The 24,057-nt window shown below is 41.8% G+C and carries 16 protein-coding genes; 10 read left to right on the top strand and 6 right to left on the bottom strand.

Annotated features, from left to right (window positions below; all coding sequences use genetic code 11):
• The 3 genes from ACTHN6_RS20520 to ACTHN6_RS20530 form a co-directional block, all read left to right on the top strand.
• Positions 1–428 (top strand): hypothetical protein (locus ACTHN6_RS20520; RefSeq protein WP_440437650.1); only part of this gene is annotated, 428 nt, incomplete at its 5' end.
• Between the two features lie 173 nt (positions 429–601).
• A complete protein-coding gene (locus tag ACTHN6_RS20525) occupies positions 602–1,339 on the top strand; it encodes an SDR family oxidoreductase (RefSeq protein WP_440437651.1) in 738 nt (245 codons plus the stop codon).
• A 104-nt stretch (positions 1,340–1,443) separates the two neighbouring features.
• A complete protein-coding gene (locus tag ACTHN6_RS20530) occupies positions 1,444–2,370 on the top strand; it encodes a helix-turn-helix domain-containing protein (RefSeq protein WP_440437652.1) in 927 nt (308 codons plus the stop codon).
• A 35-nt stretch (positions 2,371–2,405) separates the two neighbouring features.
• Here ACTHN6_RS20530 and ACTHN6_RS20535 read toward each other — a convergent pair whose 3' ends face one another.
• Complete coding sequence (locus ACTHN6_RS20535) at positions 2,406–4,103, bottom strand: TIR domain-containing protein (RefSeq protein WP_440437653.1); 1,698 nt, start codon at positions 4,101–4,103, stop codon at positions 2,406–2,408.
• 221 nt (positions 4,104–4,324) lie between these two features.
• Here ACTHN6_RS20535 and ACTHN6_RS20540 point away from each other — a divergent pair, with 221 nt between their 5' ends.
• The 7 genes from ACTHN6_RS20540 to ACTHN6_RS20570 all read left to right on the top strand — a co-directional run bounded on the left by ACTHN6_RS20540 (position 4,325) and on the right by ACTHN6_RS20570 (position 13,379).
• Positions 4,325–5,776, top strand: coding sequence for a hypothetical protein (locus ACTHN6_RS20540; protein ID WP_440437654.1), 1,452 nt, complete (start codon positions 4,325–4,327; stop codon positions 5,774–5,776).
• 171 nt (positions 5,777–5,947) lie between these two features.
• A complete protein-coding gene (locus ACTHN6_RS20545) occupies positions 5,948–6,868 on the top strand; it encodes an RraA family protein (protein ID WP_440437655.1) in 921 nt (306 codons plus the stop codon).
• Positions 6,869–6,999: 131 nt separating this feature from the next.
• The gene (locus tag ACTHN6_RS20550) at positions 7,000–8,496 is read left to right on the top strand and encodes a mandelate racemase/muconate lactonizing enzyme family protein (protein ID WP_440437656.1); all 1,497 of its coding nucleotides are present in this window, start codon (positions 7,000–7,002) and stop codon (positions 8,494–8,496) included.
• Between the two features lie 106 nt (positions 8,497–8,602).
• Complete coding sequence (locus ACTHN6_RS20555; RefSeq protein ID WP_440437657.1) at positions 8,603–9,847, top strand: MFS transporter; 1,245 nt, start codon at positions 8,603–8,605, stop codon at positions 9,845–9,847.
• 119 nt (positions 9,848–9,966) lie between these two features.
• Positions 9,967–11,076 carry a DUF2911 domain-containing protein gene (locus ACTHN6_RS20560; RefSeq protein ID WP_440437658.1) on the top strand — a complete coding sequence of 370 codons (1,110 nt, stop codon included), beginning with the start codon at positions 9,967–9,969 and terminating at the stop codon, positions 11,074–11,076.
• Positions 11,077–11,151: 75 nt separating this feature from the next.
• Positions 11,152–12,147: a serine hydrolase domain-containing protein gene (locus ACTHN6_RS20565; protein ID WP_440437659.1), complete on the top strand. Its 996-nt coding sequence runs from the start codon at positions 11,152–11,154 to the stop codon at positions 12,145–12,147.
• 68 nt (positions 12,148–12,215) lie between these two features.
• Positions 12,216–13,379 carry a MalY/PatB family protein gene (locus tag ACTHN6_RS20570; protein WP_440437660.1) on the top strand — a complete coding sequence of 388 codons (1,164 nt, stop codon included), beginning with the start codon at positions 12,216–12,218 and terminating at the stop codon, positions 13,377–13,379.
• Positions 13,380–13,673: 294 nt separating this feature from the next.
• Here ACTHN6_RS20570 and ACTHN6_RS20575 read toward each other — a convergent pair whose 3' ends face one another.
• From ACTHN6_RS20575 to ACTHN6_RS20595, 5 genes are all read right to left on the bottom strand, one after another.
• A complete protein-coding gene (locus tag ACTHN6_RS20575; RefSeq protein WP_440437661.1) occupies positions 13,674–14,297 on the bottom strand; it encodes a riboflavin synthase in 624 nt (207 codons plus the stop codon).
• A 17-nt stretch (positions 14,298–14,314) separates the two neighbouring features.
• Positions 14,315–16,786: a penicillin-binding protein 1A gene (locus ACTHN6_RS20580; protein WP_440437662.1), complete on the bottom strand. Its 2,472-nt coding sequence runs from the start codon at positions 16,784–16,786 to the stop codon at positions 14,315–14,317.
• 8 nt (positions 16,787–16,794) lie between these two features.
• Positions 16,795–19,764, bottom strand: coding sequence for a type IX secretion system periplasmic lipoprotein PorW/SprE (locus ACTHN6_RS20585; RefSeq protein WP_440437663.1), 2,970 nt, complete (start codon positions 19,762–19,764; stop codon positions 16,795–16,797).
• 116 nt (positions 19,765–19,880) lie between these two features.
• Complete coding sequence (locus ACTHN6_RS20590) at positions 19,881–20,813, bottom strand: LysR substrate-binding domain-containing protein (protein WP_440437664.1); 933 nt, start codon at positions 20,811–20,813, stop codon at positions 19,881–19,883.
• 191 nt (positions 20,814–21,004) lie between these two features.
• Positions 21,005–23,518, bottom strand: a complete 2,514-nt coding sequence (locus ACTHN6_RS20595; protein ID WP_440437665.1) for a phosphocholine-specific phospholipase C — start codon at positions 23,516–23,518, stop codon at positions 21,005–21,007.
• Positions 23,519–24,057: the final 539 nt, after the last annotated feature.

Consider the following 24,057-nt stretch of genomic DNA (forward strand, 5'->3'; position numbering starts at 1 on the left):
AAGTGCTGAGCGCGGAAAAAATTATAGATGCAGATATCGTAACGGTTTTAAGCTTTATGGGCAATTTACCTTTGCGCAATAAATGGCAGGACGGCGTGATAAAAGTGGACAATATAAATCACCCCATTTATCATTTGGGCATTAAATTCAGAATTGTTACAAAACAAGGCAGTACCGTTTTTTATTCAAGCTCTTTTGAAGACAAGGGTGACTTTTTTTGTTTAAGCGAAACAGATGAGCGCAAGACTCAAAGTTTATTTGTGACATTAAAATCCATAGCGGAAAATAAAACCCTTGTTGTATTTGATCTGTATTTACGCGATACCTTTATTAACCGTGTTGCATTTCCATATTTCTATAAAAAGAAGCTTAGTAAAAGCTTTGATACTTCCTTAAATAATCTTGCAAATTTGATTGCAAACGGATAAGATATATTACATAAGTTGTTTTAAACCTCATCTATACGCTTTGCTTTTAAACAAAAATTGAAAGCATTCATTTCTGTTATGTAATTCCGCGTTTTAGTTATTTCTGCCGGTTACATGTGTGAGAACTTTGTGATACAAAAGCAAAGAAAATAATCATTCATTAAAAAGAAAACATGAAAAAAGTTTTGATTACAGGCGCCAATAAAAGCATTGGCTTTGAAGCTGCCAAACAGTTATTGCAAAAAGAATGGTATGTGTATTTGGGAAGCAGGGATATAGACAAAGGCCTGGAAGCAGCAGCACAGCTACAAGCGGAAGGCTTAACCAACGTGGAAGCGATTGAAATAGATGTTACCAGCGATGCATCGGTAAAAGCTGCCCGTGAAACAATAGGTAATAAAACGGATGTATTGGATGCACTGGTTAATAACGCAGGCATCAGCGGTGGCTTACCCCAAACAGCACTGGAGGCCACGATGGAGCAGTTTAAAACAGTATTTGAGACTAACGTTATGGGGGTGGTTAGAGTAACACAGGCGTTTACAGACCTGGTTAAAAAATCCGGTGAACCACGCATTGTAATGGTGAGCTCCAGCCAGGGTTCGCTTACACTGGCCAATGATCCCAATGGTAAATATTATCATCATAAAGGAGCGGTGTACCAGCCTTCAAAAGCAGCCTTAAATATGTATTCCCTTATTTTGGCGTATGAGCTGCGGGACACGCCGGTTAAGGTCAATATAATTGATCCGGGTTTCACTAAAACCGATTTTAATAATCACCGTGGCACAGGCACGGTGGAAGATGCTGCGGCGCGTGTGGTGAAATATGTATTGATTGATAATAACGGGCCGACAGGGAAATATGTTAGTGAAGAATACAATCCTGCAACAGGAGAAATTCCCTGGTAGATTCTTATCCTGCGGGTGATGTTAAGCTGCGCAAATTATTCAATACATTCTTTGCACAAACTGCATCATCCGCTGGATATAATTAATTATATTAATTTTCAGTTATGGAAAAAATAAGCGGCGCCAACAGGATCAATTCTATATCAGAATCGCACAGGTTGCTGGGTTTACCAAAACCATTGCACCCGTTAATCAGTATAATGGACACATCAGCCGTAACAATTGATTTACGCAAACTGCCCAATCCGCATGTGCTGAATTTTTATAAAATATCGTACAGAACAAAACTCAGCGGTAAAATGCGATATGGACAGGGTTATTATGATTTTGAAGAAGGCAGCTTACTGTTTGCAAGCCCTAACCAGGTTGTGGGCACAGATAATGAAGGAATAACGGAAGAGCAACCTGTGTATGGTTATACATTGCTTGTTCACCCGGACTTTTTTTTAGGTTATCCATTATCACGAAAAATAAAACAATATGGGTTTTTCTCGTATGCCGTTAATGAAGCATTGCATTTATCGGAGAAAGAAAAGGAAACTATTATTGCTATTTTCAAAATCATTGAAGAGGAGCTCAACAACCGCATAGACGATTTTAGCCAGGATGTTTTAATTGCCCAGATTGAATTGCTGCTCAATTATGCCAACCGTTTTTACAAGCGCCAGTTTATCACACGCAAGGCAGCAGGCAATGATACTTTGCAAAAAATGGAAGACGTATTGGATGATTATTTCAACAGCGAAAAAAGTTTGCAGCAGGGTATTCCAACAGTTCAATACCTGGCAGAACAATTAAATATTTCTGCAGGTTATTTAAGCGATATGCTGCGTTCGCTTACAGGACAGAATGCGCAGCAACTGATACATCATAAACTCGTGGAGAAAGCAAAAGAAATATTATCTACTTCCGATGCTTCTGTTGCGGAAGTGGCGTACCAGCTTGGTTTTGAACATCCGCAGTCTTTCAGCCGGTTGTTTAAAACAAAAACAAAACAATCGCCGCTGGAATTTAAGAGAAGCTTTAACTGAACACTTTCTTATCCTGGTTTTTAAGCGCCGCCTGCTTATTCAGCTGCCGCATCATTATCAAACCGTTTAAGTTCTGTTACGCTGCCATCAATAAATGTGAGTTTCACAGCAATGAACTTTGTTGAAGAAGGCGCATCAACATAAATATCCTCCTGCATTTCCGGTATGCCGCCTTTCGTCCAGGGCTGAACCGGAAATGTTTGAGATAATGATTCGTTGTTTAAAGAATAATTAATCGCTTTAATCACATCCCTGTTACTTAACAATGAAGTAAAATAAACAAGCAACCGGTTATCGTATTTTTGAAAGCTTACCCAATTCATCTGTGCAAGATTTTTCTTTACACTTATGATTCTTTCTTTCTGCGTATCAAGCATAAAACTAAATGGCCCCTGCTCCTGCCCTTTCGTATCAATATATTTTACACTTACCGGGTATTGCCCGTTTTTTAAACGGCCAACAAACATATTCGGATCTGGTATTTCCCTTCCGGAACGCTGGTAACCGGTTAAGCCAGTAGCACGATAGCCGGTGTCGTTATTAAATTTATAATAGATCTTCACGGCCGGCTCGCCAATATTCGTGTACAAATGCCAGCCATCATTTGCCAGCATGTAAATCATTTCAACCTGGCTTTTTAATGCTGCTGTTGCATAACCTGCCTGCTTTAATCTTGAAACAGCATCTTTTGTTTGTTGTATTGCAATTGCTTTATCTATGTAATATTTTTGATTATAGCCCAGCGAATCCAGGTGAAGAAATTCGGCCAGGTAAGTTTGCTCCAGTGATTTTTCCGTTAAAGATCTCTCCCCCAGTTTGTCCTGCGAATATTCATTGCTTAACTCATAAAATGCGGGTGCAAAATCCGGGTATTGTTTTACCAGTTGCAGCAGGCTTGTAATAGCAACCTCCCTGTCTGCCAGCAAAGCATTTGCAAACATTGTTACCACGGTTGCATGTGTTGAAAGCAATGCCTTGTATTCCTGGCGCGCTGCATTTATACCTTCCTGCGATTTAAGCATCGACTGGTAACTTAAATGCGGATCGATATAAGACAGGTTGAACTTAAGATATTGCTTATACGATTTTTGTGCGTTTGCAAAGTCTCCGCTTAATTCAAACATTTTAGCGTTGCGGTAATAGTCCTTCGGTGTTGAAGAATGGGCAATATTTTCATTGGAACTTTTTTTCCAGATGCCGAAAGCCATCGCCGCCGCCAATATCAATAAGAGCGGCAATACAAGTTTACGGTTAAAAACAAAAAGCTTTTTACGCAGGTTGATTGATTTGATCAGCCTTTCAATATCAAACTTCCAGCGTGAATCTGTAATTTCTATCGCCTGCCATTTACACAAATCTTTTATATCATCTGGTAATGCACCGGCATCAGGCATGCGGGCATCTTCAAGCAATACAGGAATTAATTTTACTTTTCTTTTAATGGCAAGGCTTATCTCTTTGCGCACAAAATCATCAGTATTATCTAATCGCCTGTTGCCTGCACTGTCTTTACAATTAAGCCAGGTATTACCAATCAGTATAAGCAAATAACGCGATTGGTCCAATGCCTGTGTAATTACCTCTGTAAAATCTGAGCCTGTATTAATTTTTGTTACATCAATAAATATATTATTCTCTCCAAATTCCGATGCAAGCGCATCCGCTATCCGGCCTGCATAGCCGCTCGTATCCTCCCGCCTGTAGTTAATAAATATTTTAGAGGAGTCTTTCATAATATTTAAACGAAAACAATTTTATACGGTTTATTTCTCATAAAGCACAGCGGAAATATGTGTTGAAGCATAGGTTATACTCCAAAGATAAATCACACTGTAATAAACATAACCATAAACAATTGATTGTTTCTACCGCAGTAAAAATCCAATTACGCTGTTCTGCACCACAATTGTGTTTCTTTTCACACCTAACTTTGCCGCAGAACATAAAAGCATTCATGGCAACAGCACCTCCGCAAAGCAGCAATATTGGAACGAAACAAAAAGCTCTCGAAATAAACCTTGACCCCAAGGTATACGGCACCTTTGCTGAAATAGGTGCCGGGCAGGATGTGGCAGCTAACTTTTTTAAAGCCGGTGCCTCATCGGGCACTATCGCTAAAACCATGTCGGCGTATGATATGATTTTCTCCGATGAAATTTATGGCGCTGATACAAAAAAACGTTACGTAAGCGAGAGCAGGCTTATAAAAATGCTTGATAAAGAATATGGGCTGTTGATTGAACGCCTTCAGAAACAGCGCGGCACTTCCTCCACGTTCTTTGCGTATGCCAATACGATTACGGCGCTTAACTATCATAAAACAAATATGGGCCACGGCTGGATGGGCGTACGTTTTCAGTTAGAGCCCAATGGCGCTTATAATAATGTGGTACTGCATGTAAAGCTGCTTGATAATGATAACAACCTGCAGCAGCAGGCGGTGGGCATATTGGGCGTAAACCTTATTTATGCCTGTTTCCGGTATTACCAGAATCCAACCCTGTTTTTACTTTCATTAAGAGATGATCTTTCAAAAGACCGCATCCAGATTGACATGATCCGTTTTGAAGGCCCGGATTTTATAAAGGTTGACAACAGGCTGATGAGCCTTCACCTGGTAAAACTTGATTTTTCCGATGCTGCCGTGTTTGGTCCTGATGGAAAGAACCAGCAGCCAAGCGAAGTATTATATAAAAAACATATCATGGTAGTGCGTGGCCGTTTCAGGCCGCTGATCAATGTGCATATAGATATGCTTAAAACCGGCATGAAGCAGTTCCTGGAAGAACCGGATGTTGATTCAACTAATGTGGTGGTGCTTACAGAGCTTACGTTGCAGGCGCTGAAAGAACGCAATTCGAATGAGCTGGATGCAGATATAGACGAAAAGGATTTTCTCGACCGCGTTGACATTTTATGTTCGCTTGGGCAAACAGTGATGATATCCAATTTTCATGAATATTATAAACTGGTATCTTACCTGTCCACCATCACCAAACTTAAAATGGGCGTGGTGCTGGGCTATCCCAATCTTGAATATATTTTTTCTGAAGAACATTATACCAATCTTCCGGGCGGCATACTGGAATCTTTTGCAAGATTGTTCAGCCGAAATGTAAAGTTGTTTATTTACCCCACCATGCGCAATGGCATTATTCAAAACTGCCTGCAGTTTCAGCTTCCGCCACATATAATCGACCTTTATCATTATCTCCTTGCCAATAATAAGATTGAAGACATTCCGGACTATAATAAAGACAACCTGAATGTTCAGCCGGATAAGGTGCTTGAGCTCATAAAAGCTGGCGCTCCCGGCTGGGAAGAATTTGTGCCGGAGGAAGTGGCTGACATGATAAAAAGCCGCTGCCTGTTTGGTTATCCCTGTGAAGTAAAGACAGAAGGTTAAATGTTCATGGGGTCAATTGTTATAAAATATTTTGTGCATCAAATTAATGCATAAACCATCCAGCCCTGCAATTCATGCAATCGGTTGATTTTTTTATGCAAACTACCCTTTCCTATTTAAAAATTCCTTTACTTTAAAGCCTTTAAAATATTTACTAACTAAAGCCATACGATGAAAAAAACGATTTGCCTTGCATTGCTTGCTGCTTTTATCTCTTACACGCATGCCCAACAAATTACGCCAACACCGGAACAGGTAAAAACGCTTACTTCAAAATGGACGGGGGAACGCTTTGCCGATGGCCGTCCCAAAACATCAGACCGTCTTTTGGAGCGCCTGAAAAATGTATCGCTCGAAGAAGCCTGGGGATACCTGCGCAACAAAGGCTATCAAAACCAGTTTGAAGGCGATTGGATGGTTATACGCCCGGACAGCGTTATGACGGGCCGCGTGGTTACTGCACAATACATGCCGCTGCGCCCGGATTACGACAGTGCCGTTAAAGCCCAGGGCAAAAGCCAGGGACGCATCGGCTCACCCAACTCATGGCCGATAGATGTGCTGCAAAACGGTGATGTGTATGTTGCCGACAGTTATGGTAAAATTGTTGATGGCACTTTGATCGGCGATAACCTCGGCAATGCCATTTATGCCAAATCCGGGCGCGGTGTAATTTTCTATGGCTCCGTTCGCGATGTGGAAGGGCTTGAGGAAATACAGGGTTTCAACGGCTGGATAAAAGGCTACGACCCTTCTTACATTCAGCAGATGATGCTGGCCGGCATTAATGTGCCCATCCGCATTGGCCGCGCCACCGTAATGCCCGGCGATGTAGTGCTGGCAAAAAAAGGCGGCATTGTATTTATACCGGCCCAATACCTTGAAGACCTGGTGCTGAATTCCGAATTTGTAATGCTGAGGGATGACTTTGGCCACCAGCGCCTGCGTGAAGGCAAATACACCCCGGGACAGATAGACCAGCAATGGACGAATGATATTAAAAAAGATTTCCTGCAATGGCTGGGCGCACAGAAAGACCTTCCAATGACAAAAGAAGAACTGGATAATTATATGAAGGAACGGAACTGGTAGCGTCTTCCAAACCCCTCCCGAAGGGAAGGGTTTCCAACACCAAAATTTAATAAACCATTTCAATAATCACGCTCTTTGAAGTCCTTCCCTCCGGGAAGGATTTAGGATGGGCTTCTTAAAACATTACCAATATGACTCCTGCACAAAAAATTCTAACAAAGCTTGGTTTAAAAGAACCGGAAAACAATGAAGCAGCTATTCAAAAAGAACTGCAGCAACATGAAAATTCACGCCGCTCCTTTTTCAAAAAAACAGCTATGGGCGGCATTGCGCTTGGCGGCGCTTTTATGTTTTCACCGGTGGAAGAACTGGTAGCGCAAAGCACACAAAAAGTAAACCGCAACTCTGCGCCATCCGATCTTAAGATAACAGACATGCGTTATTGTGTTACTACGGTTTTAGGCAGAACTGCCATAATCCGCATAGATACCAACCAGGGTATTTATGGTTTAGGTGAAGTACGCGATGGCGCCGATGAACGTTATGCCCTTATGCTTAAAAGCCGCATACTCGGCATGAACCCGTGTAATGTGGAACAGATATTCAAATTCATAAAACAATTTGGCGGGCAAAGCCGGCAGGCAGGCGGTGTTTGTGCGGTAGAGATGGCGCTGTGGGATATTGTTGGCAAAGCCTATAACGTGCCTGCATGGCAACTGCTGGGTGGACGGTACCGGGATAAGATCCGCTTATATGCCGATACGCCCGAAGCAGGTTCCCCGGAAGAACAGAAAAAATTAATTAATTACCGGTTGAACGAACAGGGTTATACCTGGCTGAAGATGGATTTAAGCATTAATGAACTGAAAGGCGTTGAAGGCGCGGTTGTTAATAATAAATTCTGGGAGAACGGCAGGGGCGATTTACAACAGTGGGGCGATATGAGTAACCCAATGTCGTATGCCAATACAGCGCATCCTTTCACTCAAATACAAATAACAGATAAAGGTTTGGACGAGCTGGCTAAACTGGTTGATAATGTTCGCAGCATGGTGGGTTACAGTATCCCATTGTCAACAGACCACTACGGCCACTTTGATGTAAACAATGGCATCCGTTTGGGCAAACGCATGGAGCAATACAGGCTGGCCTGGCTGGAGGATGTGATTTCCTGGGAATATACCGATCAATGGAAAACCTTATCGGACGCACTGGAAACACCCTGTGTTACCGGGGAAGATATTTACCTGCTCAAAAATTTTAAACCGCTGATAGATATCCATGCAGTAGATATTGTGCATCCTGACCTGGCTTCATCCGGTGGTTTGCTTGAAACCAAACGCATAGGCGATTATGCGGAAGAACATGGTGTTGCCATGGCCATGCACCAGGCCGGCACGCCTATATCTTTTATGGCAAACGTGCATTGTGCTGCCGCCACGCAAAACTTTTTAGCACTTGAACATCATTCCATCGATTTACCCTGGTGGGAAAGCCTGGTGAAGACCACCGACGGAAGACCGCTGATTACAAAAGGCTTTGCCAATCTTCCGCTTACAGCTCCCGGCCTGGGTATTGAGCTGAATGATGAAGTGGTGAAACAGCATTTACATCCAAAAGATAAAAGCTATTTTGAACCTACACCGCAGTGGGACGATAAGCGTTCGCATGACAGGATATTCAGTTAAGCCAATCTCTGGATGAGTTGGTAAACTCAAATATTTAAACATCATTAATCACGAAGCCTCTCACCCCCTCTCGATTGCAGAGGGGTTTGGGGGGTGAGGTTTACACATGAACAATTCAATCGCGCCATCACGCTGGTACCGTTTAATTCCCGTAGCATTTATTACCTATAGCCTGGCTTATTTAGACAGGGCCAATTTTGGTTTTGCCGCCGCCGGTGAAATGGCACATGACCTGGGCATTACGGCCGCAACATCCTCTTTATTGGGTTCGCTTTTCTTCCTCGGCTATTTCTTCTTCCAAATTCCCGGGGCGCATTATGCCGCCAATAAAAGTGCAAAGAAATTAATATTCTGGTCGCTCATAGCCTGGGGCACCCTTGCTGCCGCAACAGGCCTCGTAAGTAACATTACCATTCTCATTATTATAAGGTTTATGCTCGGTGTTGTGGAGAGCGCAGTAATGCCTGCCATGATTATTTTATTAAGCCGCTGGTTTACCAAACAGGAGCGTTCGAGGGCCAATACATTTCTAATACTGGGTAACCCTGTTACCGTTTTATGGATGTCAATTTTGTCGGGTTATTTAATTCATTCGGTAGGCTGGCGCTGGATGTTTATACTGGAAGGGCTGCCCGCCATTATCTGGGCGTTTTTCTGGTGGCGGCTGGTAAATGATAAGCCAGCTAATGCCAACTGGCTTACGGACGAAGAAAAACAGGCTGTTGAATCGGCCCTGCAAAAAGAACAGCAGGGCATAAAGCCTGTAAAAAATTATGCAGCCGCATTCAAATCAAAAGCCGTAATTCTCTTAAGCCTGCAATATGCATTGTGGAGCATAGGCGTTTATGGTTTTGTAATATGGCTGCCTTCTATCATTAAAGCAGCACCGCACATGAGCATGATAGAAACCGGCTGGTTGTCTTCCCTGCCTTATGCTTTTGCAATAATAGGCATGATAACAATTTCCTATTTTTCTGACAAAACCCTTAAACGTAAAATATTTATATGGCCTTGTTTGCTTATAGCTTCACTGGCTTTTTATGGTTCTTATTTAGTTGGTACCAATAATTTCTGGCTATCCTTCACCCTGCTGGTAATTGCCGGCATGATGATGTATGCGCCCTATGGTCCTTTCTTCGCTATCATAACTGAAATATTACCGGCCAATGTTACGGCAGGCGCTATTGCGCTAATCAACAGTTTTGGAGCGTTGGGTTCTTTTGTTGGTTCTTATATTGTGGGCTATCTCAACGGAACCACAGGCAGCTTTGGCGCATCGTATATTTTTATGGCTGGTTCTTTATTTATAGCTGCGATTGTTACAATTATTGCGATAAAAAAGAAAGAGTAATTAAAGAAGTGATATAACTATCAGCCAGATCCGGCGTTATAATTAAATGGCTGCATTAATTGATTAGTGGTAATACATGTTAAGCAGAATCAAATTTCCTTTGCTTAAAAATTACTGCTATGAAAAAATACTTACTGGTTATTGCTTTCATTATAGGTGCTTTTTATGACGCCAGCAGCCAGGCCCTTCGTTTGCCGGGCAATACCAATATTGTTTGCCTTACCGGCAGAAAAGTTGGCGTTACTCAAATTGAAATACATTACAGCGCACCCGGCGTAAAAGGCCGTGAAGGAAAAATTTACGGCACCAATATAGTGCCTTTCGGTTACGAGGTATTAGGCTACGGTTCAACCGTGGCTTCGCCCTGGCGGGCAGGCGCCGATGAATGCACTACCATGTCTTTTTCAACTGATGTAAATATCAACGGCAAAACATTGCCCGCAGGTAAATATGCTTTTTTTATTGAGGTGCAGGCCGACAGCAGCGTGCTCATCTTCAATAAAAACACGAAAGAATGGGGTAGTTATTTTTACCGGCAAGAATTAGATGTATTGCATGTGCCTACGGTGCAGCAAAAAAATTTACCGGAGTTGCAGGAAAGATTGGTGTATGAATTCAGTAATCAAACCGATAGTTCAATTGATATTAACCTTAAGTGGGAAAGATGGAGTTTTCCTATACATGTATCAGTTGATCGTAAACGCACCGTGCTGGAAAATATCCGTGAACAAATGAGCGGCGCCATCGGTTTTGACCCGGCAAGCCTTGAAGCGGCTGCGCAATGGTGCGTTGCCAATGATACTAATTACCATGAAGCCCTTAACTGGATTAATACTGCAACCGATCCCAATCTTGGCGGAAGAAATTCATTCAATGCGCTTTCTACAAAAGCATCGATTTTAAGAAAACTGGATAAAAATGAGGAAGCAGACAGCATTATGAAAACGGCAGTTGCCAATGCCACACCGCTGGAATTGCATTTTTATGGAAGGCAGTTAATGAACGAACATAAACTACAGGAAGCACTCGATATATTTCGTCAAAACTATACGAAACAAAAAGGTGCATGGCCGACAAATGTGGGCATGATGCGTGTTTATTCAGCTATGGGTGATTATAAAAAAGCACTGGAGCATGCAAAAGCAGCCTTAAAGCAGGCAACCGGTGATGCCGACAAAAAATTTTTAGAAACAGCCATACAAACATTGCAGGAAGGAAAGCCCATTTGATTTTGCTGTCGCCCCGTTATACCGGTATTGCTGTAATTATGCTTACTTTGTTTTACAACAAATCCAGTTTAGCTTATGAAAAAACTCATCTGCATTTTCTTTGTGTGTGCAGTATCTGCAGCAGCCTTTGCGCAGCAACCATTGGATACACTCAGCTATCTTCAAAACAATCCAAACGTTTATGCTTTAATTGTAAAACAAAATAACAGCGTTTTATACAGCCGGTATTTTAATGGTTACACCCGTGACAGTTTATTTAACGATCAGTCGTTAACCAAAAATGTAATGGCCATTTTAACAGGAATTGCCATTGACAAAGGTTTCATTTCTTCAGTTAACCAAAAAATTGTTGACTATTTCCCCGAACTTAAGAATGATACGGATAGCCGCAAACAAAACGTTACCATTGCTGATATAATGAACCAGGCTTCAGGGTTATATCATGAAAATCTCGAACGTCTTGACCTGTTTTTAAAATTGCCCAATCCTTCGGCTTATACTTTACAGCAACCCACGACGGCAGACCCGGGTGCAGAATGGCATTATAATAATGCGGCCACGCATTTGCTGTCGCTGATACTTTCCAAAGCCACAAATATGGATACTTATTCATTCGCCAAAAAAATGCTGTTTGAGCCACTCGGCATAACACATACCGGCTGGATGAAAATGCCTGATGGCTATTATGATGGCAGCGGTTTACTAAGCATGCGCCTGAATACAGAAGATCTTTTAAAGATAGGCCAACTGCTGTTAAACAAAGGCATGCACAAGGGTAAACAAATTGTTCCCGAAAACTGGGTGCAGCAGTTACTGGCTCCGGGCAAAACCTATAAAAGTTACTGGGGCTTTCCGCAATCAGATTATGCTTTAACTTTTTATCATTTTACATACAACCATACAAATGTTATTTATGGCATGGGCTGGGGCGGGCAGTTTATCGTCATCATCCCTTCGCTGTATGCCATTATAGCCATCAACGAAAATATTGCGGATGCCAATGCTATCAACCAGTCCATCGCATTCCAGCAACAAATATTTCCGGTTATTTTCAGCATGCTGAAAAAATAACAGCGGCCTCTTGCAAATACGGCTCACTGCACAATTCTCTATCTTCATGCGCAAATATCTGCACCGGCATGAATTATAATTTTGATGAGCTTATTCCGCGTAACAATACCAACTCAGTAAAATGGGATTTATCAACTAGTGAAAATGTATTACCCATGTGGGTAGCTGATATGGATTTTAAAACAGCGCCACCCATACTTGAAGCATTAAACAAGCGCGTACAGCACGGCATATTTGGATACACCGTAACACCACCGGCATTTTATGAAGCCATCCTATACTGGTGGCAAACCAGGCATCATTTTCAACTGGAAAAAGATTGGATAATACCGGTACCGGGTATCATTCCTGCGCTTTCGGTTATTATAAGGGCCTTTGCAAAACCCGGCAACAAAATAATTGTACAATCACCGGTATATAACCATTTCTTTATCTCCATTAACAACTGCGGCTGCGAAGCGCTTTGCAATAATCTTATTTATGAAAACGGTGAATATAAAATTGATTTTAACGACCTCGAACAAAAAGCCGCCGATCCGGCTGCCAAACTCCTGTTGTTATGCAACCCGCACAATCCTGTGGGAAGGGTGTGGGGTAAAGATGATCTTCTACAAATAAATACCATTTGCCGAAAGCATAATGTATTGGTGGTATCTGATGAAATACATTCCGATCTTGTTTATGATGGCTTCACACATACACCGTTTGCTTCCGTTAATGAAGCGGCATTAATGCATTCCATTACCTGCGCTTCGCCCAGCAAAACTTTTAACCTCGCCGGCATACAGGTGGCCTATATGATTGTTGCCAACGCTACCATTCGCAAACAACTGGAAGCCGTATTAAATGAGCAGGATACAACTTTTCTGAATGTATTTGCATCAGAAACTTTAATTGCTGCCTATAGTTATGGTGAAGGTTGGCTGCGGCAATTGAAGCAATATTTATATGCGAACTATGAATACCTGGTTGCCTTCATCAGGAAAGAATTACCACAGCTAAAAGTGTTGCCGCTGCAGGCCACTTATCTTGTTTGGATTGATTGCACGGCGTTACATCAATCTTCGGAAACCATAGCAGAAATATTATTGAATAAACACCAGTTATGGGTTAATGCCGGCACCATGTATGGCGCCAGCGGTGAAGGCTTTATCCGCCTGAACATAGCCACACCAAAGGTTTTGCTGGAAGAGGGTTTAAATAAATTGAAGGCGTTTGTGGGGAGTTTGTAAGAAAATTGTAACACAAGCCCACCATCAAATAATCAAGCCTCATTCATCTTCACAATCATCCTTCTGAAAACTTGCTACCCATTGTTTAAAAAATTCACGGGATGATTGAACAGTGTTCTTCATCCATCAAGCCATCTGCCCAAAAGCAAGGTGGATATTTTTATGTATTGCGCATTTCCTGATGATGGCTGCATCCTCCTACATATAATATAAAGCCAGCCCGCTTCCCAGGCTCCTGATCGTCATCTTCATGAAATAAATATTGCCATTAACCTAAACTCAGTTTAGGTTAGCTTAAACCATATTATTGTATTCAGGCGAACCGGGTTTGCCAAATACTTCCCTGAACCTTGCCAGGTATTTCCCTATTACATCAAACTCAATATTTACAATCGTTCCTTTCTTAACATGCTGCATGTTTGTATGCGTGTAAGTATAGGGTATTACAGCCACTTTAAAGCTGTTGAATTTTATGTCGAAAACGGTAAGGCTTATCCCATTTAAACATACAGAACCTTTCTCAATTATAAGATGGGTGAATTCGGCGGGCACCTGGAAACGGTATTCCCAACTGCCCTCTTTTTGTTCAACTTCAATGCAGGAAGCTGTTGCATCCACGTGTCCCTGCACCAAATGGCCATCAATCCTGCCATTCATCTGCAGGCATCTTTCCATATTTACCTGCGTATTTTTTTGCCAGGACAAAAGATTGGTTTTAGACAGTGTTTCTTCAATGGCAGTTACACAGTGCCTGTTGTTTTGAACGGCTTCCACCGTAAGGCAAACACCGTCGTGGCTAACGCTCTGATCAACTTTAAGCTCGTTTGAAACCGGCGATGCAATCCAGAAACTTACATTAGTGCCTTTCTTTTCAATTGCTTCAATAGTGCCGGTTGTTTCAATAATTCCTGTAAACATGTTTGCAAATTTCAGGTTTACTGCGGTTTTTTAGGCATTAGCGCTTTGGGCCGTGCCGTGTCGGCTGCCGGTTTATTAAGCGGGTTATTTTTTCCTGAAGGGTTTTTGGTTTTATTGCTGGGGTTTACCTCCTCTCCTGTAGGCGATTTTTCGTTATCATATAAACCCTCGGTATTACTTTCAGGAGCAATACTTTCCGGGTTCGTATTATCGTAGCCCTGTTCGTAATCAGAAGATTGCCCTGTGCCCGTATTATCGCCCTGTGCACCTAAATCCATCTGGCTGTTATTAATATAATCATAACTCGGTTCGTTCAGGTTTACATCAGGTTTTGCAAACCCTGCCGTATCAGAATAAGGGAGTGTTTTATCTTTTTCCACCTTATTATAAAAATAACCCCAAACCGGCAACGCCGCTGAAGCGCCCTGGCCGTTTGTCGTGCTGCTGAAACGGATAAACCTGTCGTCGCAACCCGACCAAACGCCGCAAAGCAACTGTGGAGTATAACCAATAAACCAGGCATCACTGTTATCATTAGTGGTGCCTGTTTTGCCGGCGATGGAGCCTTTCACGCCATAACTCCACATCCTTCTCCCAGTACCCGCTTTTACTACGTTTTCCATCATGCTGATAACAAAATAGGCGGTAACATCGCTTATAACTTCCTTGCGTTGGGAAGTACGTGTTTCCAGCACATTACCGTTTTTATCTTCAATACGGGTGATATACATGGGCTGCACGTTAAAACCCCTTCCGGGAAACATGCTGTAGGCCTGCAGCATTTCGTATAAAGAAATTTCGCAGGAGCCCAAGGCGATGGAAGGGTAAGGATCAATCTTAGCCTTCACATTACAGTTCTTTAAAAAAGATACAAAACGCTGAGCACCCTGGTTATCCTTGTCGCCACCCAACTGTTTCATAATATAAGCTGTGGCGCAGTTACGGCTCCAGGTGAGGGCCGACATCATCGGCATTGTATTGCCGGTACAGGAAGCCGCCGTGGCAGGCACCATACCATACTGGCCAAAACTTTGCTGCTGATCAACCACCATGGTGTTGGGCGTAAAGCCTGCCTCCTCAATTGCCAGGCTGTACAATAAAGGTTTTATGGTTGAACCCACCTGCCGGCGCGTGTTGATATTTACATGGTCGAATTTAAAATTCTTAAAGTCAATCCCGCCAACCCAGGCTTTAATATGGCCGCTTAGCGGGTCCATCGACATGAAGCCGCATTCAAGCATCTGCCTTGAATATTTGATGGAATCATAAGGCGTCATCACCGTATCCTTTTCACGATTATTGTTCCAGGCAAAAACCTTCATATTTGTTTTTTTCTGAAATGATTTGCGGATGTCTGCTTCAGAAAGGCCGGCTTCTTTTAAATTCCTCCAGCGGTCGCTGGCTTTCATGGCTGCCTCCAGCACGTTTTCATGGCCTTTCCACACCGATCCTGTTTTTATATCTCTTTGTGAATTGAGGATTTTCTGCATATACGCCATGTGTTTGGCCACGGCTTCCTCAGCATATATCTGCATTTTGGGATTGATGGTTGTATATATTTTCAAACCATCAAGGTAGAGGTTGTAATTTTCGCCATTTGGTTTTGTATGCGTTTTGCACCATCGCTTCATTTCCTCGCCCAGCACCATCCTGAAATAAGGCGCCAGGCCTGTATTTTCATTCAGCTTTCTATAATTAAGTACGATAGGTTTTGCAGTTAATGCACCAGCCTGCGTTTGTGTGATAAAGTTGCTGTTCACCATTTTATTAATGATGAAATCCCTTCTTTCTTTTGCCCTTGCCGGGTATAAACGCGGATTATAAGCGGTGGGCGCATTTACCATGCCTATTAAAGTGGCTGCCTCTTCAATAGAAAGCCTGTCAGGCTCTTTTTGAAAAAATGTTTTGGCCGCATTGCGGATGCCATAAATATTATCGCTGAAAGGAACGGTATTGAGATATAAAGTAATGATTTCTTCCTTGGTGAAATTGCGCTCCAGCTTTATAGCGATAATGCCTTCCTTTATTTTTTGCGGAATCCTCGTAAATATGCTGCTGGTTTGCCAGTTACTCGTAAAAAGATTTTTTGCGGTTTGCATGGTAATGGTGCTGCCGCCACCCTGGCTGCCCAATAAAAAAACGGCACGTGCTACCGATTTGGGGTCAATACCGCTATGTTCATAAAAACGTTCGTCTTCTGTTGCCACTAATGCCTGCACCGCATATTTGCTGATGTCGGCATATTTTACATTTATCCTGTCCTGTATTAAATATTTGCCCATCAGGGTACCGTCATCTGCAAACACCTGGCTGGCGAGTGATGCCGAAGGGTTTTGCAATTCTTCAATAGATGGCATTTTACCCAGCAGGCCAAAGTCTGCCGCCACAATTAATAACACACCCAGGAAAATTCCTATAAAAAATACTCTCCATAAAATTTTTACAGAGGTTTTTATCCCTGATGTTTTCTTTTTTGCATTCCTGCCCATAATTGAAATTAAAATTTGCCCGGTAAAACTTTCTCCAGCATTTCCCTGTAACCGGTTAAATCTTTAGTGTCGTTTAAAATATCAAGATTAGACTGACTTATAATTGTAAAGCTATACTTTTCGGGTTTTAACCAGGGAATAATTGAAGCCGGCGCTTTAGGTTTAACTTTTTCTGAATAAATAAGCGCCGCTGCTGCATCACTAAAAGGTCCTAAAAGTACAATGCTTAATGAATCGTTGATTTTGGAGGAAGCGATATTTATCTTCTGGTTATAGAAATTTATCTGGTTATAACGGTTAAATGCATTACGGGTTTCGTTGGCATATACGGGATCAACCTTGTTTAAAATGATACCTACAAACTGCTGATCTGAAGCGTTGAAAACATAAGAACGCACTGTGGCTTTCATTTCTTTTGCAGAATCAACATTTGTTTTAACAGCCTGCCCTTTCTTTTCAACCACAGAATCTACCTTCAGTTCTTTCTTTTCATCCACCTTGTCCACTTTGTTTAAAGTTACCACACGGGATGGTTCGTCTTCCGGCAAACGCGTTACCTGCAGGTTTGTAAGATAATTTTCAATTTCTGAGCGCCTGCGCAAAACATCAATCATGGTTTCAGCCCTTTGTGCCAGCGGCGTGCTGCTAAACTGGGTAGTTAATGAAGTAAGCGTTTCAATAGCTGTGCTGTCTTCCCGTTTCGATATATAATAAATTGATTCTATAAACAGCAGTTGCGGCGTCCAGTGAGAATTGCCATACAAGCTATCAGCAACAGTTTTTGCCGCTTTGGCTTCATCAAATTTGCCTTCTATAAAAAGATTATAAATCCGTTCATATTCTTTTGTGGCGGGATCTTCTTCCGCTGTTTTCTTAGATTTTTTAAGGCTGTTAAGAATAGCGGTAAACTTCCCGTCTTTATACTTTGTGCGCATAATAGATGCAACAGAATCAGCAGAAACTTTTTTGCCCAGTTTATTGTAGCAATAATACAGGTTAAGCAATGCTTCTTCAGCATGTGTATCGTCGGGAAAGCGGGTAAGAAGACTGTCGTAAGCATTGATGGCCGCATTATAATCTTCCAGGTCATCCTGGAATTTTTTACCATTGTTAAAAAAGCCTTCCGCCATTTTTTTGTTTGATTCTTTCAGCTTCTCTTCTGTTAAAGGCAGGTACGACATTAAAACATCGTATGAAATCTGCCCGTTCATAATATTATCCTTAATAGACTTTCCTGCATTAAGCATGGGATCGCCCAATGGTGAATCAGCTATATCCGTATCATTCCCCTCAGGATTGCCCTGGGATGCTGCGGCAATTTGTTTTGATACGGCGGCAATCCTTCTCCAGTTATCTACATCGGGCCGGTTGCCCCAGGTGGAACGGAAACCCGCATAACCGCTGCTTTTTAGAGCATTATTATTAAAATACCAATCGCCCTTGGCCGAAGCCTGTGCAGCAAACAAATCATTTGCCGCTGTATTATTATTGCCTGTGAGCTGAACCGCAGGGTTTATAAATACAGCACTATCTTCATCTTTCAATCCCTGCGCCCTTCTTAACTGCCGCACTGTTTTTTTAATTAAAGCTGTTCGTGCTGCTTCAGGCATACGCGCAACCGATTGTAAGCTATCTTCAGTATTTATAATGGTTACGTTGGCAGCTATTACCTGCAAAGCGGCAAGCCTTGCCGTTAGCCTCGCCTCATCTTCGGCATTGGCAAGATTACCTGCATCAACACTATCGTAGGCTGCTTTGGCAAGAAGGTAATCGGGCCGTACATATTCAAGGTCGCCCAGCAGCATAAAACTGCGGCTGCGCTGCGTGGGGTTATTTACATTGTATTTGATGCTTTGTTTTGCAAACCGGTACGCCTGCTCATAATTATGGCTTTGCATCAACACCTGTGCGGCGGTATAATAAATAAGATCGCGGTAAGCCACATACCTGTCTTTTTTGGCAAGTTTCAGCAAACTTGTAACTTTTTTATCGGTTGCATCAGAAGAATCTTCAGCAGCGTTTATGGCATTGAGGCTGGCATACACCGCCATGTAAGGATCAACGGTATGATCTGCACTTCTTGTAAAATAATCTTCAGCCTCTTTCTTCAATCCTGCGGCCATGAATAACTGCGCTGTTAAAAACTCACGCCTGGCTTTGTCTGGTTTGCCGTCATCCATGCTGGTGGCTTCACTTAAATGATAGGCAGCGCTGTCGTACGTGCCTGATTTATAAAAAAGATAACCGATTGTTTCATGCAGCAATGGCCGCAGGCGTTCGGGAAAATGCGGATCATACCGCAGCATTTCCAGGATAGCAGATGCTTCGTGCGGCTTGTCTTCTTCAATATAATTTTTAGCTATCCATATAATATCTTCATTTCTTTTTGGCTGAGGGCTCAGCAGCTTTTTCTTTTCTTTTGTGGCGATAGAAAATTCGGTGCCTGTTTCGTTACTGCCAACAGGCAAGTCGTAACCTTCATCTTTTGGGGCAAAGGCATAGTTTAAATAGGCAAAAACCCGTTCGGCTGAATCAAAATTTTTGCGCAGGTAATAAGCCCTGCCCATTAAAAGATAAAGGTCATCCACCCAATCGTTCCTCAGGTCGTGCAATAAAATGCCGGCATTGCATTTATAAATTACCGTGTCTATATCATTATCGGCAGCCGTTACATCAAGAGAATAATTGTAATAGGGCAGCAGCTTTGTATAATCGTCTTTAAAAACCTGTTTTGCCCGCTCCACAATTTCGTTTAAGCGCTCGCTGGCATTAAAAACATAGTTATAATGTGTAATGGTATTTTGATAGAATCTTTTTACAGGCCTTATTTTACCGTCCGTTGTTTTTTCAGAACCCAGCGTACGGCTTGCATACTTCTCAGGTTTCTTTAAATCCACGGTAGTGCCCGGTTGCGCATTTGCAGTAAAATGCACATGCATTATCAAAACATATAATAATAAACAACGGGCAAATTGCATGCGGCAAATATTCTAATTATTAACTGAATAAAGGCTGAAATTATTTTAAAATTTGCAGTATTCTTAGTAAACGATTTGCAGCCGGGAAGATTGCTTTTACTGCAATAATAATATCATTAAACAGGTACTACCATTACTTTCCTGTTCTTTTTTAATTTATCGGGCACTGCAAGTAAAATTTCTTTTTTTAATTCATCGATAAGGCGGCGTTTTGAATAGTTGCGGTGTGTGACAATGCTTACTTCCCGCACCGGCACCGGCGCTTTAAAATAACGCAGGTGATTTTTTTGTGCCGCCGTCATATCGAGTGTAGCGAGTTCCGGTAAAATGGTAATGCCGTCATTCAGCTCAACCATGCGGCGCAGGGTTTCAAAACTGCCTGCCTCATATTCAAAATGCGAATGTGTTTTTGATTTTTGCAATTCGCACAACTGTACCATCTGCGAACGGAAACAATGCCCTTCCTGCAACAATAATAATTTGTCGGGATCAATATCTTTTGGCAGCAAATATGTTTTCTTATAAACAGCATTGTTCTTTGAAACATAAGCCAGCATCTCTTCATAAAACAACACATCTTCTTTCACGCCGGTTTCGTTTAAAGGCGTAACAAGAATGCCAGCATCAATTTTACCCTGGCGGAGATTAGCGATAATATTGCTGGTTGTTAATTCATTAATCACCAGTTTTATCTGCTCATGTTTTTTAGTGAAGGATGGAATGAATAAAGGCAGCAGGTAAGGCGCCAGTGTTGGAATGATGCCGAGCTTTAATTCTCCTTTTACAAGGTCTTTTTTCGCATTGATCATTTCATTCAATGCATCTCTTTCTGCTAAAATCTTTTTGGCGTGTTCAATTATTTCAACACCCGGATCTGTGGGTAAAACCGGCTGTTTGCTGCGGTCAAAGATTTTTACGCCTAATTCTTCTTCCAGTTTCTGCACCTGCATGCTGAGCGTGGGCTGCGTTATAAAACATTGCGCCGCAGCTTCTGCAAAATGCCGGTGTGCATCCAGGGCAACGATATATTCAAGCTGGGTAAATGTCATTACAGTGAATTGTGCGCAGTGATAGCGGGTATGCCTAAAGTGTATGGTTGTTACGCTTATGGCCGCTACAATCACCGGGCATAGCAGATATAGATTTTGTCTATAAAAAATGTAAAATTAATCAATTTGACCCGACTGGCTGTTGCAGCAACCTGATGGCTGGTTACAACGTTCTATAATTTAACAATCGGCTATACCAAACCACCCATTAAAGGGTCTGTAATACTTTCCCTGCCTGTTTCCACATGGCCGGCGTATCGTCTTTCATATATTTTATTGCCTTTTATTTTTACACTCACGTCATACCAGTTACTGCTTTCATTAAGATTGACAGGGATAGTTATAATTGCACCTGGTGATAGCGTTTGTGTAATGGTTCCTGTTTTATAAGCATTATCAATGATTTCAATGACCTGCTTTTGCGCAGACATATTTTTTATGCTCAACTCAATATTGCCTGATAAGTTATTGGCGCCGGCCTGCTGATAATTGCAAACAACTTCAGGCAAGGTTTTATTCTTATTACCAATAAATTCCCTATAAAATCCGTTAGGCCCGTTTACACGTAAATGATAATTACCCTCAGCATTTACGGTCCATTCATCGGTGATTGTATCTCCGGGCAACACCACATAATTTCTTGGGGGCAAATCATTTAAAAGATTATAAACAATAAAAGGCGCACCGGTGGTTTTATCACCGAACAAATCTTTCTTATTATCAAACTGCAAACTGAATACATTGTTTTTGAGTTTGCCTTCAACATATAACTGGTATGGTATAGCGCAGGCCGGGCGTGTACCCTTTTCCTGCTTTGGCATGAATGGTGAAGCTGCGGTGTTTGCATTCAATGCTGTAACATCTGCATCCGTTAATTTTTTATAGCCTGATGGCAATGCTTTAAACTGCGCTTTATGAATGCTTTCTAAAAAGGGAATTCTGTTAACAGGCGTTGGCAATGTAATATCCTCACCATTATACGGCCTGAAAACAGAAGTAAGATTTCCGCAAACAGCCCTTCTGAAACCATTCACTTCATTTGAATAAATTTTCCTGCCGGTTTTATGAGAAAGAAAATGTTCCATGAATTGTATGGGTGAAGTAAGATCGCATACTTCTGAATTAACCCATCCGCCACGGCTCCACGGCGATGCAATTACAAGCGGCACCCTGAAACCCAGTCCTACCGGGCCTTCCGCCTGTTCTGACATGCGTTTTGCATCTTTCTGCAGCCAGCTTTGCTGTTTGCTTACAAATTCTTCTTTTGTATTGATGGAAGCGGAAACTTTGCCGCTGTTTTCTTTATACGGGTTTGGTGGAACAAACGGCGGCACATGATCGAAGTAACCATCATTCTCATCATAGTTTAAAATGAAAATGGTTTTCTTCCATACCTCGGGGTTTTGCGTGAGTATATCAAACACTTCACTTAAATACCATGCGCCATACCAGGGCGAACCGGGATGATCGGAGAAATTGGAAGACGCCACAATCCATGAAACAGTTGGCAACCGGCCGGTCTTTACATCCTGCCTTAATTGATATAATATATCGCCTTTAGGAATTTGCATTGTTCGTGTTGTGCCATTATCATCATACGTAATGGTTTCAAGGCTGCGGTAATCTGCATCGTTGCTGTTATTGCAAAACGCTTTTTCATGCAGGTTTTTTTGTAATGATGAAAGCTTTTCGAAGTTTTCGGGCGTGTATTTATTAATTGCATCTTTTACATAATCGTATTTATGCTGCAGGTTTTCAAGTTGCTTTTTTAAGTCGGGAAGTGTTGCATCATCAGCAGGCAGTTTACTTATTGTTTCCTGCAACATTTTTATTTTCTCCGGCAGTGTGTGAATGGCCTTTTGCAAGTAAGTCATGTGGCCTTTTGCAAAACGAATATTGAATTGTTTAAACCATTCAATAGGATTGTCGGTAAAATTTGCCAGCCAGTCTTCTTCCTCACCTTCAAAACCCGTGTCTATGCTTACGTCGTTCTGATAAATTTTCCATGAAATGTTATTCTCTTCCAGGTATTCAGGAAAAGTTTTCCAGCTTGCTTCTTTATCATAATCAACATCAGAATTATATACATTGGCAATTACATGCTCATCATGCTTTTCACGAATAGTGCCCGTCCAGAAATGTAAACGGTTGGGCGTGGTGCCGGTAAGCGATCCGCAGAAATGCTGGTCGCATATGGTGAAAGCATCGGCCAGCGCATAATAAAAAGGAATGTCATCCCGTGTAAAATGCCCCATGGTTAAAGGCATGTTTTTACATTCCTTACGTCCTGATCTTTTTGCATCAAGCCATTTATCATGATGCCCTTCATTTCTTGCCATCGTCATGTCGTCCCAGCTATGCGGCAAAGAACCCAGCCAGGTTATTTTGCTGTCTTTTATATCAAGCCTGAATGGCGTGTAGGTTTCACCTTCAGCATTGGTTTGCGCCCATACTTTATTTTTATTAGGAAGCGATATAGCCCTTGGATCATTGAAGCCGCGAACACCTTGCAAGGTTCCATAACAATGATCGAATGAACGGTTTTCCTGCATAAGGAAAACAATATGTTCTGCATCAAGATAAGTGGAACCTGCAGCGGGATTGATGGCAAATGCTTTTTGTATAGATGCCGGCAATTTGCCTATTAAACCCATGCCGCCTGATAGCAATGCAGCTTTTTTAAGAAATATCCTTCTGTCTGTCATAGTTATAAATGATGGCAATGTTTGTAACAAGCCAAACGTAAAAAATAAATGACAAAAACAGGATACTTAATAATTAAATAATAAAGAATCTTTATGATGATTTAGTTATAGATTATTTATATTTTGAAATAAACATGTTGTAACTGCGGCCAAAGGCATGGAGAGGCTAAATGCAAATGCATTCCAGTTGGCACCAAAGGCTTTTCCGGCACGCCTGAAAATGTATTGCTGCTTAAAAATGTTGCATAGATAGATGGATAACCCTATTGCGCAGCGCGGAACATGACCCGATGTGAATTGATCCTCGCTTTTTTTTAGAAAAGAAATAGCCAATATATATCATTGCAATGAGGTATAATACTATCGCGACAATGTCTAATAACAGGTAACATCTTCATTTTACTAAGAGCAGTTGTTGCATAAGCTCATGTATCATCTATCGCATACAACATGTACCGAAAATTATACACTAATTGTAAATATTGAGTAATACTACTGCTGTTACACATTGTTAAAATAACGAGCTGCATAATTTTTTT

Source organism: Parafilimonas sp., assembly GCF_051953455.1.
In the GTDB taxonomy this organism is placed as follows: domain Bacteria; phylum Bacteroidota; class Bacteroidia; order Chitinophagales; family Chitinophagaceae; genus Parafilimonas.

What these genes read in the sequence shown, in the direction of transcription:
- ACTHN6_RS20535 (WP_440437653.1), bottom strand. Translation starts at nt 4,103, where the DNA reads ATGAAAGACTCCTCTAAAATATTTATTAACTACAGGCGGGAGGATACG.
- ACTHN6_RS20575 (WP_440437661.1), bottom strand. Translation starts at nt 14,297, where the DNA reads ATGTTTACAGGAATTATTGAAACAACCGGCACTATTGAAGCAATTGAA.
- ACTHN6_RS20580 (WP_440437662.1), bottom strand. Translation starts at nt 16,786, where the DNA reads ATGGGCAGGAATGCAAAAAAGAAAACATCAGGGATAAAAACCTCTGTA.
- ACTHN6_RS20530 (WP_440437652.1), top strand. Translation starts at nt 1,444, where the DNA reads ATGGAAAAAATAAGCGGCGCCAACAGGATCAATTCTATATCAGAATCG.
- ACTHN6_RS20585 (WP_440437663.1), bottom strand. Translation starts at nt 19,764, where the DNA reads ATGCAATTTGCCCGTTGTTTATTATTATATGTTTTGATAATGCATGTG.
- ACTHN6_RS20590 (WP_440437664.1), bottom strand. Translation starts at nt 20,813, where the DNA reads ATGACATTTACCCAGCTTGAATATATCGTTGCCCTGGATGCACACCGG.
- ACTHN6_RS20595 (WP_440437665.1), bottom strand. Translation starts at nt 23,518, where the DNA reads ATGACAGACAGAAGGATATTTCTTAAAAAAGCTGCATTGCTATCAGGC.
- ACTHN6_RS20525 (WP_440437651.1), top strand. Translation starts at nt 602, where the DNA reads ATGAAAAAAGTTTTGATTACAGGCGCCAATAAAAGCATTGGCTTTGAA.
- ACTHN6_RS20555 (WP_440437657.1), top strand. Translation starts at nt 8,603, where the DNA reads ATGAACAATTCAATCGCGCCATCACGCTGGTACCGTTTAATTCCCGTA.
- ACTHN6_RS20540 (WP_440437654.1), top strand. Translation starts at nt 4,325, where the DNA reads ATGGCAACAGCACCTCCGCAAAGCAGCAATATTGGAACGAAACAAAAA.
- ACTHN6_RS20545 (WP_440437655.1), top strand. Translation starts at nt 5,948, where the DNA reads ATGAAAAAAACGATTTGCCTTGCATTGCTTGCTGCTTTTATCTCTTAC.
- ACTHN6_RS20550 (WP_440437656.1), top strand. Translation starts at nt 7,000, where the DNA reads ATGACTCCTGCACAAAAAATTCTAACAAAGCTTGGTTTAAAAGAACCG.
- ACTHN6_RS20570 (WP_440437660.1), top strand. Translation starts at nt 12,216, where the DNA reads ATGAATTATAATTTTGATGAGCTTATTCCGCGTAACAATACCAACTCA.
- ACTHN6_RS20560 (WP_440437658.1), top strand. Translation starts at nt 9,967, where the DNA reads ATGAAAAAATACTTACTGGTTATTGCTTTCATTATAGGTGCTTTTTAT.
- ACTHN6_RS20565 (WP_440437659.1), top strand. Translation starts at nt 11,152, where the DNA reads ATGAAAAAACTCATCTGCATTTTCTTTGTGTGTGCAGTATCTGCAGCA.